Source organism: Pseudomonas sp. TE21435 (assembly GCF_056279265.1).
Genome location: NZ_JBWBQZ010000001.1, coordinates 5,609,342 through 5,630,462 on the forward strand (window position 1 = coordinate 5,609,342; position 21,121 = coordinate 5,630,462).

Annotated in this window: 26 protein-coding genes; 14 read left to right on the forward strand and 12 right to left on the reverse strand. The window is 60.3% G+C overall.

Annotated elements, in window-relative coordinates:
* Positions 1–19: 19 nt before the first annotated feature.
* Positions 20–655, forward strand: a complete 636-nt coding sequence (locus ACZ9C1_RS25525; protein ID WP_277503146.1) for a response regulator — start codon at positions 20–22, stop codon at positions 653–655.
* Positions 656–661: 6 nt separating this feature from the next.
* Here ACZ9C1_RS25525 and ACZ9C1_RS25530 read toward each other — a convergent pair whose 3' ends face one another.
* The 7 genes from ACZ9C1_RS25530 to ACZ9C1_RS25560 all read right to left on the reverse strand — a co-directional run bounded on the left by ACZ9C1_RS25530 (position 662) and on the right by ACZ9C1_RS25560 (position 7,040).
* Positions 662–1,315, reverse strand: coding sequence for a hypothetical protein (locus ACZ9C1_RS25530; RefSeq protein ID WP_277503147.1), 654 nt, complete (start codon positions 1,313–1,315; stop codon positions 662–664).
* A gap of 34 nt (positions 1,316–1,349) precedes the next feature.
* Positions 1,350–1,895: a hypothetical protein gene (locus ACZ9C1_RS25535; protein ID WP_277503148.1), complete on the reverse strand. Its 546-nt coding sequence runs from the start codon at positions 1,893–1,895 to the stop codon at positions 1,350–1,352.
* A gap of 20 nt (positions 1,896–1,915) precedes the next feature.
* Positions 1,916–2,434: a hypothetical protein gene (locus ACZ9C1_RS25540; protein WP_277503149.1), complete on the reverse strand. Its 519-nt coding sequence runs from the start codon at positions 2,432–2,434 to the stop codon at positions 1,916–1,918.
* A gap of 10 nt (positions 2,435–2,444) precedes the next feature.
* Positions 2,445–3,473 (reverse strand): hypothetical protein, encoded by a 1,029-nt coding sequence (locus tag ACZ9C1_RS25545; protein ID WP_457378529.1) that lies wholly within the window; start codon positions 3,471–3,473, stop codon positions 2,445–2,447.
* Positions 3,470–4,150, reverse strand: a complete 681-nt coding sequence (locus ACZ9C1_RS25550; RefSeq protein WP_277503151.1) for a hypothetical protein — start codon at positions 4,148–4,150, stop codon at positions 3,470–3,472. Before ACZ9C1_RS25550 ends, ACZ9C1_RS25545 begins: the two co-directional genes overlap by 4 nt.
* Positions 4,147–6,429: a TcfC E-set like domain-containing protein gene (locus ACZ9C1_RS25555; RefSeq protein ID WP_476254514.1), complete on the reverse strand. Its 2,283-nt coding sequence runs from the start codon at positions 6,427–6,429 to the stop codon at positions 4,147–4,149. Before ACZ9C1_RS25555 ends, ACZ9C1_RS25550 begins: the two co-directional genes overlap by 4 nt.
* 80 nt (positions 6,430–6,509) lie before the next feature.
* Positions 6,510–7,040, reverse strand: a complete 531-nt coding sequence (locus ACZ9C1_RS25560; protein WP_277503153.1) for a hypothetical protein — start codon at positions 7,038–7,040, stop codon at positions 6,510–6,512.
* 417 nt (positions 7,041–7,457) lie between these two features.
* Here ACZ9C1_RS25560 and ACZ9C1_RS25565 point away from each other — a divergent pair, with 417 nt between their 5' ends.
* Positions 7,458–8,294 carry a CvfB family protein gene (locus ACZ9C1_RS25565; protein WP_139672985.1) on the forward strand — a complete coding sequence of 279 codons (837 nt, stop codon included), beginning with the start codon at positions 7,458–7,460 and terminating at the stop codon, positions 8,292–8,294.
* Here ACZ9C1_RS25565 and ACZ9C1_RS25570 read toward each other — a convergent pair whose 3' ends face one another.
* Positions 8,295–8,675 (reverse strand): hypothetical protein, encoded by a 381-nt coding sequence (locus tag ACZ9C1_RS25570; protein WP_102684394.1) that lies wholly within the window; start codon positions 8,673–8,675, stop codon positions 8,295–8,297. It abuts the gene before it with no gap.
* Between the two features lie 230 nt (positions 8,676–8,905).
* Here ACZ9C1_RS25570 and ACZ9C1_RS25575 point away from each other — a divergent pair, with 230 nt between their 5' ends.
* The 3 genes from ACZ9C1_RS25575 (at position 8,906) to def (ending at position 10,744) form a co-directional block, all read left to right on the forward strand.
* Positions 8,906–9,085: a CsbD family protein gene (locus ACZ9C1_RS25575; RefSeq protein WP_023629533.1), complete on the forward strand. Its 180-nt coding sequence runs from the start codon at positions 8,906–8,908 to the stop codon at positions 9,083–9,085.
* Positions 9,086–9,251: 166 nt separating this feature from the next.
* Entirely contained in the window at positions 9,252–10,208 is a 957-nt protein-coding gene (locus ACZ9C1_RS25580; protein WP_102684395.1) for a YihY/virulence factor BrkB family protein, read from the forward strand.
* Positions 10,208–10,744, forward strand: coding sequence for a peptide deformylase (gene def / locus ACZ9C1_RS25585; RefSeq protein ID WP_110697971.1), 537 nt, complete (start codon positions 10,208–10,210; stop codon positions 10,742–10,744). Before ACZ9C1_RS25580 ends, def begins: the two co-directional genes overlap by 1 nt.
* Here def and ACZ9C1_RS25590 read toward each other — a convergent pair.
* Positions 10,699–11,148, reverse strand: a complete 450-nt coding sequence (locus ACZ9C1_RS25590; RefSeq protein ID WP_277503155.1) for a GNAT family N-acetyltransferase — start codon at positions 11,146–11,148, stop codon at positions 10,699–10,701. The genes def and ACZ9C1_RS25590 overlap by 46 nt on opposite strands.
* Before the next feature lie 263 nt (positions 11,149–11,411).
* Here ACZ9C1_RS25590 and ACZ9C1_RS25595 point away from each other — a divergent pair, with 263 nt between their 5' ends.
* Positions 11,412–11,669, forward strand: coding sequence for a DUF2790 domain-containing protein (locus ACZ9C1_RS25595; protein WP_023629531.1), 258 nt, complete (start codon positions 11,412–11,414; stop codon positions 11,667–11,669).
* Between the two features lie 45 nt (positions 11,670–11,714).
* Here ACZ9C1_RS25595 and ACZ9C1_RS25600 read toward each other — a convergent pair whose 3' ends face one another.
* Positions 11,715–13,082: an aminotransferase-like domain-containing protein gene (locus ACZ9C1_RS25600; RefSeq protein ID WP_476254515.1), complete on the reverse strand. Its 1,368-nt coding sequence runs from the start codon at positions 13,080–13,082 to the stop codon at positions 11,715–11,717.
* 76 nt (positions 13,083–13,158) lie between these two features.
* Between ACZ9C1_RS25600 and ACZ9C1_RS25605 the strand changes: the two genes are divergently transcribed.
* From ACZ9C1_RS25605 to ACZ9C1_RS25635, 7 genes are all read left to right on the forward strand, one after another.
* Positions 13,159–14,127 carry a threonine dehydratase gene (locus ACZ9C1_RS25605; RefSeq protein WP_476254516.1) on the forward strand — a complete coding sequence of 323 codons (969 nt, stop codon included), beginning with the start codon at positions 13,159–13,161 and terminating at the stop codon, positions 14,125–14,127.
* Between the two features lie 44 nt (positions 14,128–14,171).
* Positions 14,172–14,426: a type II toxin-antitoxin system HicA family toxin gene (locus tag ACZ9C1_RS25610; RefSeq protein ID WP_414536199.1), complete on the forward strand. Its 255-nt coding sequence runs from the start codon at positions 14,172–14,174 to the stop codon at positions 14,424–14,426.
* Complete coding sequence (locus ACZ9C1_RS25615; RefSeq protein ID WP_023631069.1) at positions 14,423–14,755, forward strand: type II toxin-antitoxin system HicB family antitoxin; 333 nt, start codon at positions 14,423–14,425, stop codon at positions 14,753–14,755. Before ACZ9C1_RS25610 ends, ACZ9C1_RS25615 begins: the two co-directional genes overlap by 4 nt.
* Before the next feature lie 74 nt (positions 14,756–14,829).
* A complete protein-coding gene (locus tag ACZ9C1_RS25620) occupies positions 14,830–15,471 on the forward strand; it encodes a LysE family translocator (protein WP_111531799.1) in 642 nt (213 codons plus the stop codon).
* Between the two features lie 135 nt (positions 15,472–15,606).
* The gene (locus ACZ9C1_RS25625) at positions 15,607–16,032 is read left to right on the forward strand and encodes a YybH family protein (protein ID WP_023631071.1); all 426 of its coding nucleotides are present in this window, start codon (positions 15,607–15,609) and stop codon (positions 16,030–16,032) included.
* 46 nt (positions 16,033–16,078) lie between these two features.
* Positions 16,079–16,423, forward strand: coding sequence for a YciI family protein (locus ACZ9C1_RS25630; protein WP_023631072.1), 345 nt, complete (start codon positions 16,079–16,081; stop codon positions 16,421–16,423).
* A gap of 46 nt (positions 16,424–16,469) precedes the next feature.
* Positions 16,470–17,708, forward strand: a complete 1,239-nt coding sequence (locus tag ACZ9C1_RS25635) for an RNA polymerase sigma factor (protein WP_214501155.1) — start codon at positions 16,470–16,472, stop codon at positions 17,706–17,708.
* A 38-nt stretch (positions 17,709–17,746) separates the two neighbouring features.
* Here ACZ9C1_RS25635 and ACZ9C1_RS25640 read toward each other — a convergent pair whose 3' ends face one another.
* Complete coding sequence (locus tag ACZ9C1_RS25640; RefSeq protein ID WP_277503160.1) at positions 17,747–18,217, reverse strand: MaoC family dehydratase; 471 nt, start codon at positions 18,215–18,217, stop codon at positions 17,747–17,749.
* Positions 18,218–18,251: 34 nt separating this feature from the next.
* Entirely contained in the window at positions 18,252–19,196 is a 945-nt protein-coding gene (locus tag ACZ9C1_RS25645; RefSeq protein ID WP_476254517.1) for a lysophospholipase, read from the reverse strand.
* Between the two features lie 201 nt (positions 19,197–19,397).
* Between ACZ9C1_RS25645 and fadD2 the strand changes: the two genes are divergently transcribed.
* On the forward strand, positions 19,398–21,086 hold the full coding sequence (fadD2, locus tag ACZ9C1_RS25650; protein ID WP_102684402.1) for a long-chain-fatty-acid--CoA ligase FadD2: 1,689 nt from the start codon (positions 19,398–19,400) through the stop codon (positions 21,084–21,086).
* Positions 21,087–21,121: the final 35 nt, after the last annotated feature.

Consider the following 21,121-nt stretch of genomic DNA (forward strand, 5'->3'; position numbering starts at 1 on the left):
AAGAACCATGGATCTCCTTATGAACAAACTCAGGGTCATCATAGCGGACGACCATCCCGTGGTACTGCTAGGGGTACGTCAATTGATCGAACGCGACGAGCGCTTTTGCGTGGTCGGTGAAGCGACGTGCTCCCATCAGCTCGTCGAGCTGTTGCAGCGCACAGCTGCAGAGGTGGTCGTCACCGATTATCAAATGCCCAGCGATTCCCCCTATGGCGATGGGCTGAAGTTGATCGAATACCTGAGGCGGCACTTTCCGGCTGTGAATATTCTGGTGTTGACGATGATGTCCAACCCGTTGCTGCTTACCCGCCTTACTGAACTCGGTGTTCTCGGGGTGATCCAGAAAAACCAGATGCACAGCGATATCGAGCGTGCGCTCATGGCCGTTGCGCAACCTGTTCAAAGAACAAAGGTGGGGGCAGGCAGTCCCGCGGCTCCCCAGGTCAATGACCGCTTCGCCATGTTGTCGCCGAAAGAGGCTGAAATACTTCGCCTATTCGTTTCTGGCAAAACAGTCAGCGAAATCGCTGTTCAACAAAATCGCAGTGTGAAAACCATAAGTGCGCAAAAAAATGCGGGCATGCGCAAACTGAACGTGCTCAGTGACCAGGCGCTGCTGGTGTATTGCCTTGAGCACAACAGCACTTGGTGAGTCTCTTTATTGGCCTGGGCAGGTTGCCTGCCCAGGTACCTGGACTGCCTTGCCTTTGAGCAGAAGGGGCAACTGAGGGTAAATATTGAAGGCATCGACAGCTTGGCCCGCCACGGAGGCACCCTTTAGCCAATACCTAGAATTGCCAGTGGCAATCAACCTGGCGCCCTGCGCTTCACATTGAACCTTGAGCTCGGAATTAATCGCCGCCGGGCGATGACGGATCAAGCCGCTGAACGCCAAGTTGACCACGATATTCCCCGAGTGGTCGGGCTGTTTAGAGTCGAGCAGATTGATTACAGGTCTGATATCAACCCGATATACTTGTTCCTGCGCGACTGTCTTAAGCGGTTTGACACGAATTCGCTTGCTTTGCCCTGGGGCCAAGGTGAGGCGAAAAGGGTAGACGTACAATTCCAATTCTTGTATTTGGCTCACCGGTTCCAGCTGTTCATCCGACGGTTCGGCCCCTGGATTGAGCAACCGTGAAAGATTGATGGAGACATATTCCGGGCGGTCGCCTTGGTTGATGATCTCAATGCTGGTTGCGGTCTGCTGAACATCGACTACCTTGGGCTGCACATCGATGATTGCAAAGGCAGGAGAGGCCAGCAGCCAGCACGTAGCCGTCAGTAAGCATCGACTCAATAGAGTTTTCATTTCACCTCCACAGCCAGTGTCGGCCTTGGGTCTGTCAGGGCTCGATCGCAATGGGCTCGAATGTCAGGGACACCTCACCAGAGTATGTACCTACGTTATCCTTGAAACTGCCTTCTGGCGGGTAGGCTGATATATCCAGGTCGTAGTAACCTACCGAGTCTTCACCTTCAATGGCGGGAGGCGGGTTTTTGAATTCCACGTTTTGCCCCACGACAAGGTTTTTCGCCTCGGCACTCAGCGCCGCGAGTGTAACGGCCGATTTTTGAAAAACCTTGGCGGGGTTCTTAAGGTGGCGCAGTTGTACCGGTTCATCCAGCCGTACCTGGAATACCCCGCTGGAAGACACGATACGCAGCCTGGCTTGCACCTCGTAAGGGCTGTTCCAACCCCCTGATTGCTCCATTGTTAAGCCTTGATCGAACCATCCTCCAGCGGTATCGGTAACGAAAAGGTTGTCCGGGTTGTTGATGAACGCCGTGACCTGACTTTCGATCTTGCCTTTGAGAATGACGTCCGATGCGAAGGCGGATTGAAGAAGCGAGCTGAGCAATAACATCCAGCCTGCAATTTTATGGGGCATTTGTGACTCCAGGGCAGGCATCAAGTGCCCGCAGGGAGTTGATAGATAATCGCACCGTAGCCAATGCTCATAATCATGGGGGCCGCACGCCCGATGCTATCGTTCGCTTCGACGATCACCTTCTGCCGTGGTCGGAATGTCAAGCGCCAAACACGCGCGGTGGGTGGGGTAGACAGTACCTTCAGATTCATCCGGTATTTTTGCCCGGGCGCTAGTATTAAACGTGATGGCGAAACCAGCAGCGTGGGTTGGGGGACGACTTGGACAGGGACCAAACTTTCCGAATGTGCACCTGGATTTAGCAGGAGTTCTTGTTTGACTTCGATAAATAAAGGGCTGTTGCCTTTGTTTTCGGCGTACAGCTGCGTTTCAGACGTGCCTGGGTCAAGTCGCACCTCAGTATGGGAAAGTTGCAGTATTCCTTCAGCCATCGCGGGTGTTACAGTTGGCAGCAGGGAGAAACTGGACAATGTGCCAAGAAAATGGATCGTTTTTTTTAGCCGGTGCAACCAGCTTGACTCATAGTGGTAAGCGTTCATGGGGTATTTTCTATGGTTTGGCAATGATGTTAAAAGTCAATATGTCGTGATAGACGCCGCCCTTGGTTTTTTTCTCGGCGAATGTCCTGAAAGTTGGGGTGAAACATGTTTTTCCAGATTTGTTCAGGCTGAATACGGTGTTGTTGTGATTGGGTAGGGTGACCGTCGATGTTCCATCCTCCAAAATTAACTTGTAAGGTATTGTGCTGTTTCCACCGCTAGCCCTCCTGAGTAAGTACTCTCCGGCGGCGGACTCTCCATTGGTGTTGCTAGCTGATATGATATATTTTTGGAATATGACGTAACTCCCGCCATTGTAAGTGAAGCACAGCTGGCTGTTCATGTCGGTCATGGTTTTTTCAGTTTCTTCGCCACGCTTCAGCTCACCCAGGTCCCAGTCAGGCGCCTTCATGTCAATAACCACATCAATCGGCGGGGGGGGGAGTTCCGGATCGGTAAGGATGTGACAGGTTCCATTTTTGTTGCTTGGCGCAATATAGGCAAGGCCTAGGCTTTCTCCTACATCATTGCCAGAAGTATAGTTGCCCGCGCGAATTCCCACGGCAGGCCACTGTTTGATTTTATCATTGTCCAGTGTGGCCACAATGGTGGCGGTAATGGGATTAGGGTTTTTCCAGCTTTCGGTTCCCACTCCGAAATATAATGTGTAACCGTTTCCATTAAATGTGCTGATGTGTTTTTTGCCATTGAGTGTAACTTTTGAGGCGATAGCGGCGCTGGGGGTAAGCTTGCCATTGGCATCATAAGTGTGGAGAAGGACGCCTCGGCCATAAAACTCTCTGTTTCCCGTATGTCCTTCTATATCTTTCCATGAAATGGTTACCTCTACGTCGCTCGTGCCGTTTCCGTTGTCGGTATAGTAGCACCCGCTGTAGCCGTAACTCAGATCGCTCAATATGAGGTCGTAGGCCAGAGCGTCCTTCGTTTTGCCACTTAGTAAGATCAACAGCAGAACCGCTACTCCAGTCGTCAACCGACCTCTTGAACTAAGGCTGACTCCAAGATTTTTGCTGATCATGGACACTCCAGTTCATGCTTTTGATCACCCGCCATCAGGCTCACATGTTTGCTATTAAAAATATGTGGTGTACCTGGAAACAACGCCAAGCGTTCCTTCAGTAAACCGTTGTCACCCGTGACCTTGGACAGAATCACGCGTAGGGAACCTGTATTCTCCAGCATCAAACCTCGCGCCTGACAACGGTGCGTCCAGCCCGTGGTCTGGATTTCCAGCGGCGGTAGATGCCGCACCAGCACTCCATACCCGACCGCAACCGACATGGGGGCTTCTATAGTTCCTTCGGGGGCCTGGTGCACCTGCATGGCGCGCACTGGCACAATGTACAGCCGGTACAGGTGTTCCGCTTCGGGCTTGTGCAACGACTTGAGGCTGATCGTGCGGCTTTGCCCTGGCCCCAAGGTGATCTTGTCCGGGCTAGCCAGCAGGCCGGGGTGTTCAACCTGGCTCAGGGGCACCTTGACCTCTGGCTCCATGCCTGGGTTGGCGACCTGCTGCACGGAGACGGAAAGATAGAGCGGCGCATCCCCGAGGTTCTTCACACTCACCGTGCGATCACGGGTGTTGTCGAGCTTGAGGCTGGCCGGCATCACCATCAGTTCGCCCTCAGCCTGTACCGAAGGCGCTACCAACGCCATCATGCCTGCTAGTAGCAATGCCATTACATAGATTCTCATCGATTCATTCCTAGCGCTGTTTCAAATCGCTGGCAGCGGTAAACGCTGTCTTTAATGGTTTGAGTGAGGTCGCAGTCGTAATGTCGGTTGATCTGTTCCACAGTGATATGAGTCAGCACTTGGGTGCTGGCAATGGAGAACAGGCCGTTGCCATATGCAGACTCGCCGGTTTCGACAATGCGCCCGCTGACTGGCTGGCCGGCCCCGTCGACAAGAATGCCGCTGTAGACCATGTTGATTCCCACCTTGGCATCGGCGGAATACACCTGGCCCGGGTGCGCCCGTATAATGTTGGCGGGCACCTCGATTTGCATGTCCATGTTTTCGCTGTCGCTCGATACTCGTGCAAATGACACATCGCCATAGCGTTTCAACGGGACGGCATAGTTGCCCCCGCCTGCAACCGGGTGACCTTCGACGTTGAAGCCGTAAGGCGTGGCCTGAAGGTCCGGGGTGTGCAACAACATGGCGCTGCCACTGGAGCTGTAGCGCCCGAATGCGACGCCATCGGCATTGGCTGCCACCATGCCGCGGTAGTTGAAGTCCAGGTTGTTGCCTGCATTGCTCTGGCCCAGGCTCAACGAGGCATCACCACGTGTGCCCGAGCGGCTTCCATAAACATTGACGTTTGTGTCCTCGTCAATGTGACTGACTGTCAGGCCGGCCGTTGAGGTGCCATAGCTGTCCGTGAACTCCTTGCGGTAGTCGCCACTGAGTTGAGTGCGCCCCGCGTATTGGGCAGCCCTGAAACTGGCCTGGGACTGGTCGAGCATCCAGGTCACATTGAAATAAACCTGATAGGACGCATTGTCCTGACTGAACCCGCCCTTCTGGATGCCCAAGGTCAGAGATGACCACAAGCCGTTTGGTCGGTAGTTCCAACGCGCTTCTGCCCGGTGCGACTCTCCTCGGCGCTGTTTCTGATAGTTGTAAGACAACTGTGTTTCGCCAACGCTTCTGCTGTAGGAAAACGCTGTGCTTGGCGCGCCCCGATAGAAATCTGAAACATCTGTACTCTGGTAGCGGCTCAACATGAAGCTGCCAAGGTCTTCATCGGTAACCGAAAGATCGAAGTAGCCCCCAGTGCCCCGCTCTCCACTCAACAAGCCCACGGTGGGCGTTACTGCCGTGTCTCCAAAGTTGGAAGGGCGGGTGAAGTTGACCTCGGCGGCCTTTCTCGACCGCTCGCCGGTAATGGCCGAGGCATTCAAATAGAACTGGCTGAAGTTGTGGCTGACGCTTGCTTGAAGCAACTGTCCACCGCGCCCCAGTTCTCGGCCACCGGTGACGTGCCAGGAAGTGCCTTGCCCTACCTCGAGGTTGAGGTTGTTGATATCCCGTGTCTCGCTATTGACGGTCATCCCGTTGCGATCTACCAGGCGAACCTCGACCGGATAGTAGCCGCCCGGCAGGTCGACGTAGCTGAATTCGTTGCGCCCCAACATGGCCGGGCGCTTGAGGATCATGCGACCGTTGCGATAAAACTCGTAACTGCCCTCGGCCGTGGAGTACATGACCAAGGTCCCTGCATTCTGCTGGGCGCGCAGGTTCCCTTGGCTACCCACTGTCAAGAACTGGTCGAAACTCGGCGCCAGCAGCGTACTGACCGAACCGGAGGCGTAGTCGAGGCTGTCTTGTTTGCCCGCCCGGAGGTAGGCACTGTCGAAATTCTTCTGCAGGTAGTACGACGATATGCCTTGATCACTCCGGCTCGTCTCCTGCATTGCAGAACGGTTTGCATACCAGTTGACATAGGCAAAGCTGCGCGATGGCAAGCCAACCCAGGTATTACTCCTTAGGTCCATGGCTCGGTAACCACCCGTTGCCCCACGCACGTCCAACGTCTGATTGTTCACAACACCCCAGGTTGTATCAGGGCTGATGAAGTCCTCGCGTACACTGGAAATTCGCAACGTGCGTCGTTGCTTGTCCAGTGTCACATAATGATCTGCCACCACTAGGTCGCAACCGCGATCACAGGCCTTGTAATGAATGCCGGGAAGCACCTTGCGGATAGCCGCCAGGGTTTCTGCAGGTACACCATTTTGCCGGTACTTGTCTGAGTCGAATATCAACTCCGCACGCTCAATGTCATAACTGACCAGGCCGGGGAGTGTTATGCCGTTGAACGTGGCGACATAAGTTGCGCTGTTGTCCATTTGTATGGCATCGAACCCTTCCGGGATGCCATAAGACACTTTCGCACCCGCGACGGCGGATGCTGACAATAGCGCAAGAAGGCAGGCGCAACTTTCGCGGACGGGAAAGTGGAAAGCCATGTGGCTTGGCGTCCCTGCAGACTTTGTAACTTTCTCAGGCATCAGGGCACTGCGTTACCCAGATTATCGAGCGCTCAGTTTCAAGGGATTTCGGCTGCCGCTACTGGCTCGAACAACATGACCAGGTCGCCACTGAAACTGCCATCGCTGAAATCGCCCGAAGCTGGGGCTTCAGCCTTGATTTTCAAGTTGTGAATTTCATCCTTGCCGTCCTCGCCTTCTTCCATCTGGGCAATTTTCAGCTCGGAACCAAACTTGACTTCACCTTCGCCACCGCTGTGGGTCAAGGAGACAACCGGGTTCTTCATCTCAACATGGCCATTCGACATTTTCAGCGGTTGAGCAAGCGATACGTTGAACTCGGTACCCTTGGTCCAGATACGGATAGGCAGCGTGGCGGAAAATTTTTTCTGCTTGTAGTCATCGGCAACCAGTTCTTCGGTGCCATACCAGGTGGAACCATCGGGTTTGGAAACGAAGATGGCATCATTGATATTGGCTGTCAGAGTAATTTTCTTTGTCACTGTATTTTCTGGTGGCGTGGCCGCCTGTGCTACTCCGATCAGGCTGGCACTCAAGCCCATGGCAATAACGATATGTTTCAGTTTCATCTTAATAACTCACATTATTAGTAATTTGTCTCTTTGCAGACAATGCCCAGCGCTTGATCCATAAGAGGTCAAGTGAAAGTATCCAAGCAGGGTTCATGTCCAAGGCGGATTGAATTATCAATCAGACAAATATACTGTGTACATAAGACGATTCTTAAATGGGCGATGAGGTGCCTTGGTGGTGCAGGTCAGTATTCACGTGAGACGCGTGTTTTGACGACGAAGGTATTGTGGCCAGGCCGCGAGGCGATCATCGGTTGATGTTGAGAGTCGTTTCCAAACCCCAACCTGCTCGGGGCAGGTTATCCTTGCCGGGCCCTATTTTTGGCCGGTTTTACGGGCCTCGGTATGAATGCGCTTTGACACTGAGCGGTGTCTGTCTGGAAAATACCCCCCTTGTCTTGAGGATCTTCGGAAATGGCTCTGCTTGGGCGTTACAACAGTTTGCAAATCGTGAAACACGTGGAGTTCGGCCTGTACCTGGACGGCGGCGCCGATGGCGAAATCCTCCTGCCGCGGCGCTACTTCCCCAAGGATGCCGAGCTGGAGCTGGACGATTGGCTCAACGTGTTCATCTACCTGGACAGCGAAGACCAGCTGATCGCCACCACCGAAAAGCCGAAAATGCAGGTGGGCGAATTCGCCAGCCTCAAGGTCAAGGACATCAACGGCGCGGGCATCTTCCTTGACTGGGGCCTGTCCAAGGACCTGCTGATGCCCTACTCGGAAGAGTCGCGGCAACTGAAGATCGGCGATTACTGCGTGGTCCATGCCTACCTGGACAAGCGCACCCGGCGTATTACCGCCACCGCCAAGCTGGACCGTTACCTGGACCGCACCCCGGTGGACTACAGCGTCGGCCAGCCGGTCGAACTGCTGGTGGCCGGCGAGACGCCGATGGGCTTCAAGGCGATCATCAACAACCGCCACTGGGGCCTGATCCACAAGAACGAGGTATTCAAGTTCCTGCGTTCGGGGATGCACGAGAAGGGCTTCATCAAGGAAGTACGGGGTGATGGCAAGATCGCCCTGAGCCTGCAGCCGGTGGGCCAGGCCTTGGCCGACAGTCTGCACGAGCAGATCATGCAGCGCCTTGAGGCCAATGGCGGTGTGCTGCCGGTGTGTGACAAGAGCGACCCGGCGCTGATCAGCCAGATGTTCAACGTGAGCAAGGGCAACTTCAAGAAAGCCATCGGCGCGTTGTTCAAGCAGGGCCGCATCGTCATCCATGACGATCGGATCGAGCGGGCCTGATCAGGCCTGCACGAAGGCGCTGAAGTCCAGCTGCTCGCCACCTGGGCGGGTGTCGCGCAGCAGTGAGTCGCGGTCGGCGCTCAGGGCCAGGCTGATGGTCGAACGGCGCTTGCCGGGGTTGCGTACTTCCATCTGTTCCTGATGAGCCTTGAGGAAGTTGGTGGGCACCTTCAGATGCTGCAGCCCGTCGTTCTCGGGGGTGTGCAGCAGCAGGTTGACCCAGTCGGGCTGGCCCTTGCGCAGCAGTGCGACCGGCACTTCGAACCACCACAGGTTGCGCTTGGTGTCGAGAATGGCGAACAGGGTGTTGGCACTGGTGAGTACCGGCTTGGCCAGCGCCTCGTTACGGCGAGCGATGGCGGTGGGTTTGTCGAGTTTCATGCAGGTTCCTGCGGGTTGACGCGAGTAAGGCCTGCCATTGTGGGGTGGGGCTTATCGCGGGGCAAGCCCGCTTCCCCGAAATCACCGAACCTGAACCGTGCAAGCGTATCGAGCCGAGCCAATTGCCGTTTGGCTGACAGGGGGCAAATGAATTGAAACTCTGGCCAATGGCCTTGGGTCGATCAGATGTCGACACGATTTCCCGTGTCTTTCCCCCGAGGAGACATCCCATGAGTGGCACCAAGGACAAAGCGAAGGGCCTGGCCAACGAGGCCGTGGGCAATATCAAGCAGGGCGTCGGCAAGGTAACCGACAATGACAAGCTGCGCGCCGAGGGCAAGGCCCAGGAACTGAAAGGCGAGGCGCAACAGGCCGTGGGCAAGGTCAAGGATGCCGTGAAGAAACCTTGACCGCCGCAGCCTGGCCGCGGGGCAAGCCCGCTCCCGCAAGATGGGGGCGGGCTTGCCCCGCGCTTGCTTTGGACTGTGCGCAAGGTACAAGCGAACAGCACGCCCGCCGCCTGGTCTATTAGACTTGCAGCATTGCCATTCCGATCAAGCGGCGAAAGGAGACGCTATGATTTTCCCCGACCTGCGCGGCCTGCCCCTGCACCGCGTGTTGGTGCGCACCGTCAAGGAGTTCCTCGATGACGAGATGTCCACCTATGCCTCCGCGCTGGCCTACCAGATGCTGTTCTCGCTGTTCCCCTTCCTGCTGTTCCTGATCGCCCTGATCGGTTTCCTGCATCTGCCGGACTTCTTCTCCTGGCTGCGCCTGCAGTCGGAACTGGTGCTGCCGCCCCAGGCCCTGGAGCAGGTCAACCCGGTGATCGACCAGTTGCAGCAGTCCAAGGGCGGGCTGCTGTCGGTGGGTATCGTGATTGCTCTGTGGACTGCTTCGGCGGGCGTGCGCCTGATGATGAGCGCGATGAACGCGGCTTACGACGTGCCCGAGGGGCGGCCGGTGTGGAAGCGCATTCCGTTGTCGGTCATCTATACCGTGGGCATCGCCGGCATGCTCCTGGCAGCGGCGGCGCTGATGGTGCTGGGGCCGCAAGTCATGGAGTGGATCGCTTCGCAGGTTGGGCTCGAGGAGGCGGTCGTCATCGTCTGGACCATCCTGCGCTGGCCGGCGATCATCATTCTGATGATGGTGGCGGTGGCGCTGATCTACTACGTGATGCCCGATGTGAAGCAGAAATTCCGTTTCATCACCCCAGGTTCGGTGCTGGCGGTGGTGGTGTGGATCGTCGCCTCGCTGGGCTTTGCCTACTACGTGAAGACCTTTGCCGACTACAACGCCATGTATGGCAGTATCGGGGCGATCATCGTACTGTTGCTGTACTTCTACATCTCTGCCGCGGTGCTGCTGCTGGGTGCCGAGATGAACGCGGTGATCGAGCACATGTCGGCCGAGGGCAAGAACCCAGGCGAAAAGGAATTCGAGCAGGACAACCCGCAACAGACCATCACCGTGCTCGGCCATGAGCACCCGGTGACACCCGAACCACAGACCCGCGAGCCGAATACCTGATGATCCGCGACATTCTCAAGATGGGCGATGAACGCCTGCTGCGCATCGCCCCGCCGGTTCCCGAGCACATGATCGGCAGCCCGGAGCTTGCGCAACTGATCGACGACATGTTCGAGACCATGGCCCATGTCGGCGGTGTCGGCCTGGCCGCGCCGCAGATCGGCATCGACCTGCAACTGGTGATCTTCGGCTTCGAGCGCAGCGAGCGTTACCCGGACGCCGAGCCGGTGCCACGCACCATCCTGCTCAACCCGGTGATCACGCCGCTGGCCACGGAGGTCGAGGACGGCTGGGAGGGTTGCCTGTCGGTGCCCGGCCTGCGTGGCGTGGTGCCGCGTTATAAGCACATCAGTTATTCGGGCGTCGATCCGCAGGGCAACCCGATCAACCGCTTTGCCGATGGCTTCCACGCCCGGGTGGTGCAGCATGAGTGCGACCACCTGATCGGCCGTTTGTATCCTTCGCGCATCCAGGACTTCAGCAAGTTCGGCTATACCGATGTGCTGTTCCCCGGGCTCGACGTGGCCGACGACTGACCCCGAACCATCGCGATCAGGGCCTTGTTGCGTTGGTAGCGGGCCAGGCGTGAGGCCAGGGCCTCGGGCAGGGTGGTTGTGGGTGTGAAGGCCAGGCGCTGGTAGAAAGGCGCCAAATCCGGGTGGCAGAACAGCCAGGTCGCCGTGTTGCTTTCGGTCAGCGCCGCGTCGATCAGTCGGGATGCAATCTGCTGGCCGCGCCACTGTGGGGCGACGAACAGGCCGGTCAGCCAGTGATCGCCACCGATGGGCGTCAGGTTCATCCCACCGATTATTTCTGCGGTACGCGCCACCCATTGCTCGCCTTCACCGGCGGCGCGCATGCGCGAGCCGTGCTGGCGGTAGAAATGGTCCAGCAGGCGGCGCTGGGTTGGGGGAAGGCGAGTGCAGGTCAGGGGGAGCATGCTTGGTTCACGCAGTGTGGCTATCTCAGGCAGGAATTCATCGGTGCTTTGTCGCAGATTGTTGCAAATGCGGCAAGGGTGAATGTCCGACTCCGGGGTTCAACTATTTCAGGCGCGGAGTAGACTTTCATTCATCCCCCCGGCAGTACGATAAAGCGGGATCGGTACTTCGTGTCATCTTCGCAGTCGATGACAACTTCTCCGGGCCATTGACGGCGTCAGAAGTCACGCGATCAGCTTGATAGCCATCAAGGTCGACACCCATGAAAGCCTTACTGATTCTTGCATTGGTCGGTATGTCCCCGTTCGCCTTCGCGGACCAGGCCAAGACCGCAGACACCCAGCCTGTGGTCGAGCAGTACGATTATTCCACCAACCTCGACATCAAGCGCGTGATCAGCCTGTCGACGATCCCCAACGTCTGCGAAGTGGTGCCCGCCACCATGACCTACGAGGATCATCAAGGGCAGGTCCATACTCTTCAGTACCGTGCATTGGGTGAGGGTTGCCGGCTGAATTAAGCCGCGAGGGAGCGGGCTTGCCCCGCGATGGCGTTCAGCCGAGTATCACGTGCAATCGCGGGTCAGGCCCGCTCCCACCAGTTCCAGTCCTTGCTTCAACTGTGCCCGGCTGTGTGCCGCCGACAGGCTGATCCGCACGGCCCTGACGCTGTCGGTGCCTACCGCGAACACGCTGGCCGGCACGATCTCCACCCCGTGTTCCCGACACCGCGCGACCAGCGCCTGGGCGTCTCCAGGCGTGGCCAGCCAGATGTGCGGCGACGGCACGCCATCGGCGGGCAGCGCCTCGCTCAGCACCGCCCGCGCCAGGCGCCAGCGTTCGCCCAGTTCCTCCCGTTGCCAGGCCAGCCGCCGGGCGGCAGTGCCATCCGCGATCCATTGGCAGGCGATGCGCAGGTTCAGCGGCGACACCGACCAGTGGGTGGCCTGGGCATAGGGATCGATCTGTTCCAGCAACGCTGGCCGGGCCACGATCCAGCCCAGGCGCAAGCCGGCGGCCACGGTCTTGGACAGGCTGCTGATCAGCACGCCACGGCCTTCGAGCAAGGGGTAGAGGGGTGGCCGGTCGGTCAAGGCGCCATACACGTCATCCTCGATGACCAGCAGTTGGTGGCGCCTGGCGACTTGCGCCAGCGCCAGGCGCCGGGCCTCGCCCATGCACGCTCCGGTCGGGTTGTGCAGGGTAGGCGTGGTGACCAATACCCGCGCGCCGCTCGCGCGGACCACTCGGTCCAGTTCGTTCGGGAGCAGGCCTTGCTCGTCCAGGGCCACGCCGTGCACAGGCAGGCGCAACTGGCGACAGGCCGCCTTGATGCCTGGGGCGGTCAACGCCTCGACTATCACCGGCTCGCCCGCCTGGCACAACGACTGCAGCACGAGGATCAGCGCCTGCTGGGCGCCCCCGCAAAGCAGCACGTCTTCCGGCGTGAGGTCCAGGCCGCGGTTGCTCAGCCAACGCGCGCCCTCGATCCGCCCCAGCAGTAACTGCTCGGGCCCCAGGTAATGGTCGAGCAGGGTGGTATCGCCCTGTTCTAGCAATCTGCGCAGGCTGTGCTCAAGGTCGAGATTGCAGGGATCGGCCACCGGCACATTGGTCGACAGGTCGATCACTGGGTGCTGGCGGCTGGGTTGCTTGAGGCGAAACAGCGTCGCTTCCTTGCTGCTGGCCAGCACATAGGTGCCGCGTCCCACCTCCCCGGACACCAGGTGCCGCGCCGCTGCTTCTCGGTAGGCCTGCTGCGTGGTGCTCGGGTTCAGGCCCAGCGCCCAGGCGAGGCGGCGTTGCGGGGGCAGGCGTTCACCGACCTTCAGTTCACCCTGTTCGATGGCGTTGGCGATGGCCTCGACCAGTGCCTGGTAGCGCGGCTGGTCGTTGGCCGGGAGGCTCGGAATCCACACGAAATTGCTACCCATGCAATATTTATTTGGACCCATACAATGCCCGGCGCTTAGGATCGGTTCAAGCCCATACCGATGAAGGACGTTCGCCATGTTCGACTTGCCCGCCCTGCGCGAAGCCGCCGCTTTCGTTCACCAGCACGTGCCGCCGACCCCACAGCACGCCTGGCCGCTGCTGGCCGAGCGGCTGGGATGCCAGCTGTGGGTCAAGCACGAGAACCATGCGCCTACGGGGGCCTTCAAGGTGCGCGGCGGGTTGGTCTATGTCCGCTCGCTGTTGGCCAGTGGTGCAGTCCCCCGTGGCCTGGTTACCGCCACCCGTGGCAATCACGGCCAGAGCATGGCCCTGGCGGCGCGCCAGGCCGGTTTGCCACTGGTGATCGTGGTGCCGGAAGGCAATTCGCGGGAGAAGAATGCCGCCATGCGCGCCTTGGGTGCGGAGCTGGTGGAGCATGGCGTGGACTTCGACGTGGCCCGGGAAGAGGCGGCGCGCCTGGCCGATGCGCGGGGCTTTGCCATGGTTCCCTCGTTCGATCCGGAGCTAGTGCGTGGCGTGGCCACCTATGCTCTGGAGCTGTTCGAGGCGGTGGCCGACCTGGATTGCGTGTACGTGCCGATCGGCATGGGGTCGGGCATCTGTGGGCTGATCCAGGCGCGCAACCTGCTTGGGTTGTCCACCGAGATCGTCGGCGTGGTATCCACTGCGGCAGACGCTTATGCCCAGAGCTTCGAGCAGGGCCGCATCGTCACCACCGCCAGCGCCGATACCTTCGCCGACGGCATGGCCTGCCGCGTGCCACATCCCGACGCCTTTGCGATGGTACGCGAGAATGCCGCGCGCATCGTGCGGGTGAGCGACGAGGAGATCGCCGAAGCCATGCGCCTCTACCACGAAACCACCCACAACACCGCCGAAGGTGCCGGTGCCGCCGCCCTGGCTGCACTGATGCAGGAGCGTGGGCGTCAGGCCGGCAAGCGGGTGGCGGTGGTGCTCAGTGGCGCGAACGTGGATCGCGGGCGCTATGCGCAGGTGTTGATGGGTACGCAAGATCCTGTATGAAAGTGTTGAAAGGAGATGCTATCTTTATTTGATAGCATTTTCCGATGAACACTCGATATCGCAAGATTCTGGACAGCATCTTCAGAGCTCCAACCACACCCACATTGCCGTTCGCCGAAATCGAGGCTCTGGTGCTGCATCTTGGCGGCCAGGTGCTGGAGCGGCAGGGTTCCAGGGTCAAGATGCTGTTGGGCGAGCAGTGTTGGCGCTGCCATCGCCCCCATCCTGGCAAGGAAGCCAGGCGATATCAGATAGAAGAGGCCCGCGAGTTCCTGCTGCGGGCGGGAGTCCGACCATGAGCTGCATGCGATACAAAGGGTATGCCGCCCGCATCGAGTACGACGCGCGTGACGATATTTTCGTCGGCCGCGTGCTCGGCCTGCGGGACATCATCAGCTTCCACGCCAGCGCCGTGCCTGCGTTGCACGAGGCGTTCCGTGAGGCACTCGACGACTACCTGGCCGATTGCGCCGAACAGGGCGTCACCCCCGAAAAACCGGCCTCGGGCAAGGTCATGTTGCGCATCCGCCCAGAAGTGCACGCTGCTGCCAGCCTTGCCGCCAGGGTTGCCGGCAAGAGCCTGAACCAATGGGCCGACGAGGTCTTCGAGCAGGCAGCGATGGCCTGACCTGCAAATTCCTCCTGTACCGCCAGAGGGCATTCAGGTTCAATCGCTGACTTTCATCCGCAGTCGAGCCTGCCATGCCCTTTTCCAATGGTTTCCTCCTCAGCCTGTCCCTGTGCCTGGACATCGGCGTGGCCAACATCGCCATGATTACCCTGGCCATGCAGCGGGGGTTTCTTCAGGGCTTCTGGCTTGGGCTGGGGACCTGCGTCGGCGATCTCATCTACGCCATTGCGGCCCTGGCCGGCATGACCGTTTTGCTGCAGTTCGAAAGCGTGCGCTGGACGTTGTGGCTGGGGGGCTCCGCGTTATTGGCATGGTTCGCGGTGAAGATGCTGCTGGCGGCGTGGCGCGGCGGGCACCTGGAGTCGCGTGGCCAGGTAGTGATCGAATCGGGCTGGCGCGAATTCCTGCGCGGTATCTTCCTGGCCATGTCATCGCCCAGCGCGATTCTCTGGTTCGCCGCAGTCGGCGGCGTGCTGATCTCCCGCTCCGGCGCCGGCAGCGCGCTGGATGCGGGCCTGTTCCTCGGTGGCTTCTTTGCCGCAGGGCTACTCTGGTGTGTCTCGTTGTGCGGTATCGCCAGTCATGGCGGGCGGCTGCTTGGTGATCGCCTGCTGACCTGGTCGTACCTGTTGTCGGCGGCGATCTTCTGCTATTTCGCAGGTTACGTGGTGCTCTCCGGTTACCGCGAATTCATCCTGGCACTACCGGCCTGATCATTCGGGCTGTTCTGTGCCGCTGACTGTTTTTTCTCATCGGGTTGTCGATTCTCCATTTTCCCGTTCGACCATGGGTGAAGGCGCCGGAATGCACCGGCGCCAATCATTGTTGAACGCTGGGAGGAAGCACCAATGAACAGCGCAGCCGAGACTGAACTTCGTCAACTGATCGAGCAGTGGATGCAGGCCGTGCGCGAGCGCGACGTGGACCGTATCGTCGCACCCTATGCCGACGACATTCTCGCCTTCGATGCCATCCAGGCCTTGCAGTTCAAGGGCAAGGCCGCCTACCGCGCACACTGGGAAATGTGCATGGGCATGTGCACGGGGCCGATGGTCTTCGAACTGGCGGAGCTGAAGGTATACGCCGACGGCGACCTGGCCCTGGCTCATTGGCTCAACCGCTGTGGCCCGGGCGACGACGAAAGCCAGTGCGGCTTCATGCGCGCCACGGTCGGCTATCGGCGCAGCGGCGGCCAATGGCAAGTGATCCACGAGCATTGGTCGGCGCCGTTCGACATGGAAACGCAAAAAGCCTTGTTCGACCTCAAGCCCTGATACCGCTCATCGCCCACCGCACCGAGCCGACCTGCTGGAGACGATCATGAAATACCTGTGCCTGGTCTATTGTGATGAAGCGCTGTTGCACAGCCTGCCCGACAGCCCCGAAGACGCCGAATGCATGGCCTACGCCGAATCCATCCAGGGCAGCGGGCGCATGCTCGCCGCCGAGGCGCTCAAGCCTGTGCAGACGGCCACCACGGTACGTGTACGCGCCGGGCGGATGAGCCTGACCGATGGCCCGTTCGCCGAAACCAAGGAGCAACTGGCCGGTTTCTACCTGGTCGACGCCCGTGACCTCAACGAGGCGCTGAACATCGCCAAGGGCATCCCGGCAGCCCGGGTGGGCAGCGTCGAGGTTCGGCCGGTGCGTGAACTGCAACCCTGACGCAACGGGAGAAAAGCCGCATGAGTCAGCAGGGAAAGCCCAATTGATGGTGGGGGAAGCGCAAGTCCGCCAGGAGGTGGAGGCTGTCTACCGCCGCGATTCGCGGCGGATCCTGGCGACCCTCATCCGCCTGCTGGGGGACTTCGACCTGGCCGAGGAGGCCATGCACGATGCCTTCTTCATTGCCGTGCAGCGCTGGCAGCGTGATGGTATCCCGGACAACCCGCGGGCTTGGCTGGTGTCTGTCGGCCGCTTCAAGGCCATCGATGCCCTGCGCCGGCGTGCCCGCTTCGACCGCTCCCAGGCCGACCTGATCATGTTGCTCGAACGCGAAGCGGACGATCCGGGCGAGCAGACGTTGCTGGCCGATGACCGACTGCGGCTGATCTTCACCTGCTGTCACCCGGCGCTGGCTTCCGACGCCCAGGTGCCGTTGACCCTGCGCGAGGTGTGTGACCTGACCACCGAGCAGATCGCCCGTGCCTTCCTGCAAAGCCCGGCCACCATCGCCCAACGCATCGTGCGTGCCAAGGCCAAGATCCGCGATGCGAAGATTCCCTATCAGGTGCCGGAGCTGAGCGAGCTGCCCGAGCGCCTGGAAAGCGTGCTGCGGGTCATCTACCTGGTATTCAACGAAGGCTATTCGGCCTCGGCGGGCGAAGATGTCACCACCCGCGAGCTGACCGATGAGGCGATCCGCCTGGGGCGTCTGGTGGCCCAGTTGCTGCCCGATGCCGAAGTGCACGGGCTCTTGGCGTTGATGCTGCTGCAGGCATCGCGGCAGCGGGCTCGCAGCGATGCCCATGGTGAGCTGGTGCTGCTGGATGAGCAGGATCGCAGCCTGTGGGATCGCGGGCAGATCGACGAGGGCAGCCAGCTGGTCCAGCAGGCACTGCGCAGTCGCGACTTCGGGCCGTATACCGTGCAGGCGGCCATAGCCGCGGTGCATGCCGAAGCACCCAGCGCCGAGGCCACGGATTGGGACGAGATCATCGGCCTGTACGATGTGCTGCAGCGTCACTGGCCATCAGCGGTGGTGGAGCTGAACCGGGCGGCGGCGCTGGCCAGGCGGGACGGCGCCCAGGTGGGGTTGCAGGCGGTGGAGGCAATCCTGCAGCGGGGCGAGCTGGGTGATTATCACCTGGCCCATGCCGCGCGCGCCGAACTGCACCGGCAACTGGGCAATCTCGATCAGGCCCGGGATGCCTGGCGGCAAGCGCTGACGCTTACCCGCCAGGGGCCGGAACGGCGGCATATCGAACGGCGCTTACGCGAACTGGGCTGAGCTATCGCCAGCGTGCCCGCGATGGCCGGCGTGGTGAATCAGCTGGCGACAAAGTTCGGCGGGCTGACCAGCTCGACCGTCTGCTGCTTGCGCGGCGCGAGGATCTCGGCCTCGCCACTGACGACCAGCTCATCGTTCTGGTTGTACACATTGGTGGCGATGCGCACCTTGAACTTGGGCAGCTTCTCGAGAATTTCCAGGCGCACGGTCAATTCGTCCCCGATCTTCACCGGCTTCTGGAAGCTCATCTGCTGGCCCAGGTAGATGGTGCCCGGGCCAGGCAAGGTGCAGGCCACCGCGGCGCTGATCAGCGCGCCACTGAACATGCCATGGGCGATGCGCTCGCGGAACATGCTCTTGGCGGCGAACTCGGCGTCCAGGTGCACCGGGTTGTGGTCGCCGGACATGGCGGCGAACAGCTGGATGTCGCGCTCTTCGACAGACTTCTTGTACTCAGCTTTCTGGCCGACTTCGAGGGCTTCGTAAGGGGTGTTGCTGACCTGGGTCATCGAGGCTTCCTTGTGGTGCGGGCGAGGTGGCCGATCATTCACTGCGGGCAGGGCGGCCAAGGGCCAGCGCCTGGTCCAGCCAGCCGATGATCTCGGCGGTGACCTCGTCGCGATGGGTTTCGTTGAGCACTTCGTGGCGTGCGCCGGGGTAGATGCGCAACTGTACATGACGGTTGCCGGTCGCGCGCAGGGCGTCGGCCAGATGGGTGAGACGCTTGCCGGCACTCACCGGATCACATTCGCCGCCGATCACCAAAATAGGCAGGTTTGGGTCGATCTGCCCTAGGTGCCTGGGCTGGCTGATCTGTGCCAGCCCCTGCAGCAGGTCGAGCCACAGCTGGTTGCTGCAACGGAAGCCGCACAACGGGTCGGCGATGTACTTGTCCACTTCCCCGGCATCTCGGCTGAGCCAGTCAAATGCCGTGCGGTTGGGTTTGAAGGCCTTGTTGAACGAGCCGAACGACAGCCAGTCGATCAGCGCGCTCTTGCCCAGGGGGCCTTGGCGCCAGGCTTCGAACCGGGCGATCAGGCGCGCGGACCGGTACAGTGCCACCGGCTGGAAGTTCGAACCGCTGAGGATCGCGCCTTGCAGGCTGGCGCTGTGGTGCAGCAGGTAAGCCTGGGCGATGTAGCTGCCCATGCTGTGGCCGAACAGGAACAGCGGGGTGCCCGGGAACTGCTGGCCGACGTGCTGTGCCAACAGGCCCAGGTCGTTGACCACGGCATTCCAGCCATTATGGCGGGCGAACAAGCCCAGGCTGCCCAGTTCGGCGGTACGGCCATGGCCGCGCAGGTCGGGGGCGAGCAGCCCGTAGCCAGCTACATTGAGGGCATGGCCCAGGCGCTGGTAGCGCCCGGCATGCTCGGCCATGCCGTGGGCCAGCAACACCACGGCCTTGACCGGCGTGGCGGGCAGCCATTGATGAACATGAAGACTGCAGTGCTCGCTGGCGGGGAGCCAGAAGGCGTCATGGGGCATGGCGGGTCCTTGCGCGCGAAGGTTCGCCAACAGTGTATGCGCAAAGCGCTCGATTGCAGGAAGGGTAGAAAAGAGATTCACAATGTTAATGGCGGCACTTGGCGTATTTGCCACCCTCGACAGAGCTGCTAACGTCGGCTGAACACCTTTTTGCCATCAGGCGATCAGGTCAGGGACGTCCCGGTAGAGGAACAACAATAAATGCAAGCCGATTTCTGGAACGACAAGCGCCCGGCGGGCGTGCCTTCCACCATTGACATGAATGCCTATACGTCAGTCGTCGACGTGTTCGAACGCTCCTGCAAGCGCTTCGCCGACCGGCCGGCATACAGCAACCTTGGCGTCACCCTGAGCTACGCGGACCTCGAACGCTACTCGGCGGCTTTCGCCGCCTGGTTGCAGCAGCACACCGACCTGGCGCCGGGCGACCGCATCGCGGTGCAGATGCCCAACGTCCTGCAATACCCGATCGCCGTGTTCGGCGCCTTGCGCGCCGGGCTGGTGGTGGTCAACACCAACCCGTTGTACACCGAGCGCGAGATGCGCCATCAGTTCAAGGACTCCGGCGCCCGCGCGTTGGTGTACCTGAACATGTTCGGCAAGCGTGTGCAGGAGGTGCTGCCCGACACCGGCATCGAGTACCTGATCGAAGCGAAGATGGGCGACTTGCTGCCGGCGGCCAAGGGTTGGCTGATCAACACCGTGGTCGACAAGCTGAAGAAGATGGTCCCCGCCTATCGGCTGCCCCAGGCGGTCTCGTTCAAGCACGTCCTGCGCCAGGGGCAACGGCTCAACCACCAACCAGTGGCGCAGACGCTCGACGATGTCGCGGTGCTGCAGTACACCGGCGGGACCACGGGCCTGGCCAAGGGGGCCATGCTCACCCATGGCAACCTGGTGGCCAACATGCTTCAGGTCCTGGCCTGTTTCGGCCAGCACGGGCCCGATGGTCAGCCGCTGATCAAGCAAGGGCAGGAGGTGATGATCGCGCCGCTGCCGCTGTACCACATCTATGCCTTTACCGCGAACTGCATGTGCATGATGGTAACCGGCAATCACAACGTGCTGATCACCAACCCCCGCGACATTCCGGGGTTCATCAAGGAACTGGGCAAGTGGCGGTTCTCGGCGCTGGTAGGCCTGAATACCCTGTTCGTCGCGCTGATGGACAACCCGGGGTTCAAGTCGCTGGATTTCTCCGCGCTGAAGATCACCAATTCCGGCGGCACCGCGCTGGTCAAGGCCACCGCCGAGCGCTGGGAGGCGCTCACGGGTTGCCGCATCGTCGAAGGCTACGGCCTGACCGAGACCTCGCCAGCGGCCAGCACCAACCCCTATGGCCAGCTGGCGCGCCTGGGAACGGTGGGGATCCCGGTGCCTGGCACGGGGTTCAAGGTGATCGACGATGACGGTCACGAACAACCGTTGGGCGAGCGTGGCGAGTTGTGCATCAAGGGGCCGCAGGTGATGAAGGGCTATTGGCAGCAGCCGGAGGCTACCGCCCAGGTGCTGGACAGCGAAGGCTGGCTGAAGACCGGCGACATCGCGATCATCGACCCGGACGGCTACACGCGGATCGTCGACCGCAAGAAAGACATGATCATCGTCTCGGGCTTCAACGTATATCCCAACGAGATCGAGGATGTGGTGATGGGCCATCCGCAGGTGGCCAGCTGCGCGGTGATCGGCGTGCCGGACGAGCGCACCGGCGAAGCGGTGAAGCTGTTCGTGGTGCCGCGTGCGGGCGGGGTGAGCGTCGATGAGCTCAAGGCGTTCTGCAAGAGCAATTTCACCGGTTACAAGGTGCCCAAGCACATCGTGCTGCGCGATTCGCTGCCGATGACCCCGGTGGGCAAGATCCTGCGTCGGGAACTGCGAGATATTGCCTGATAGCAGGAGCGGGTTTGTCCCATGATCGCGTGAGC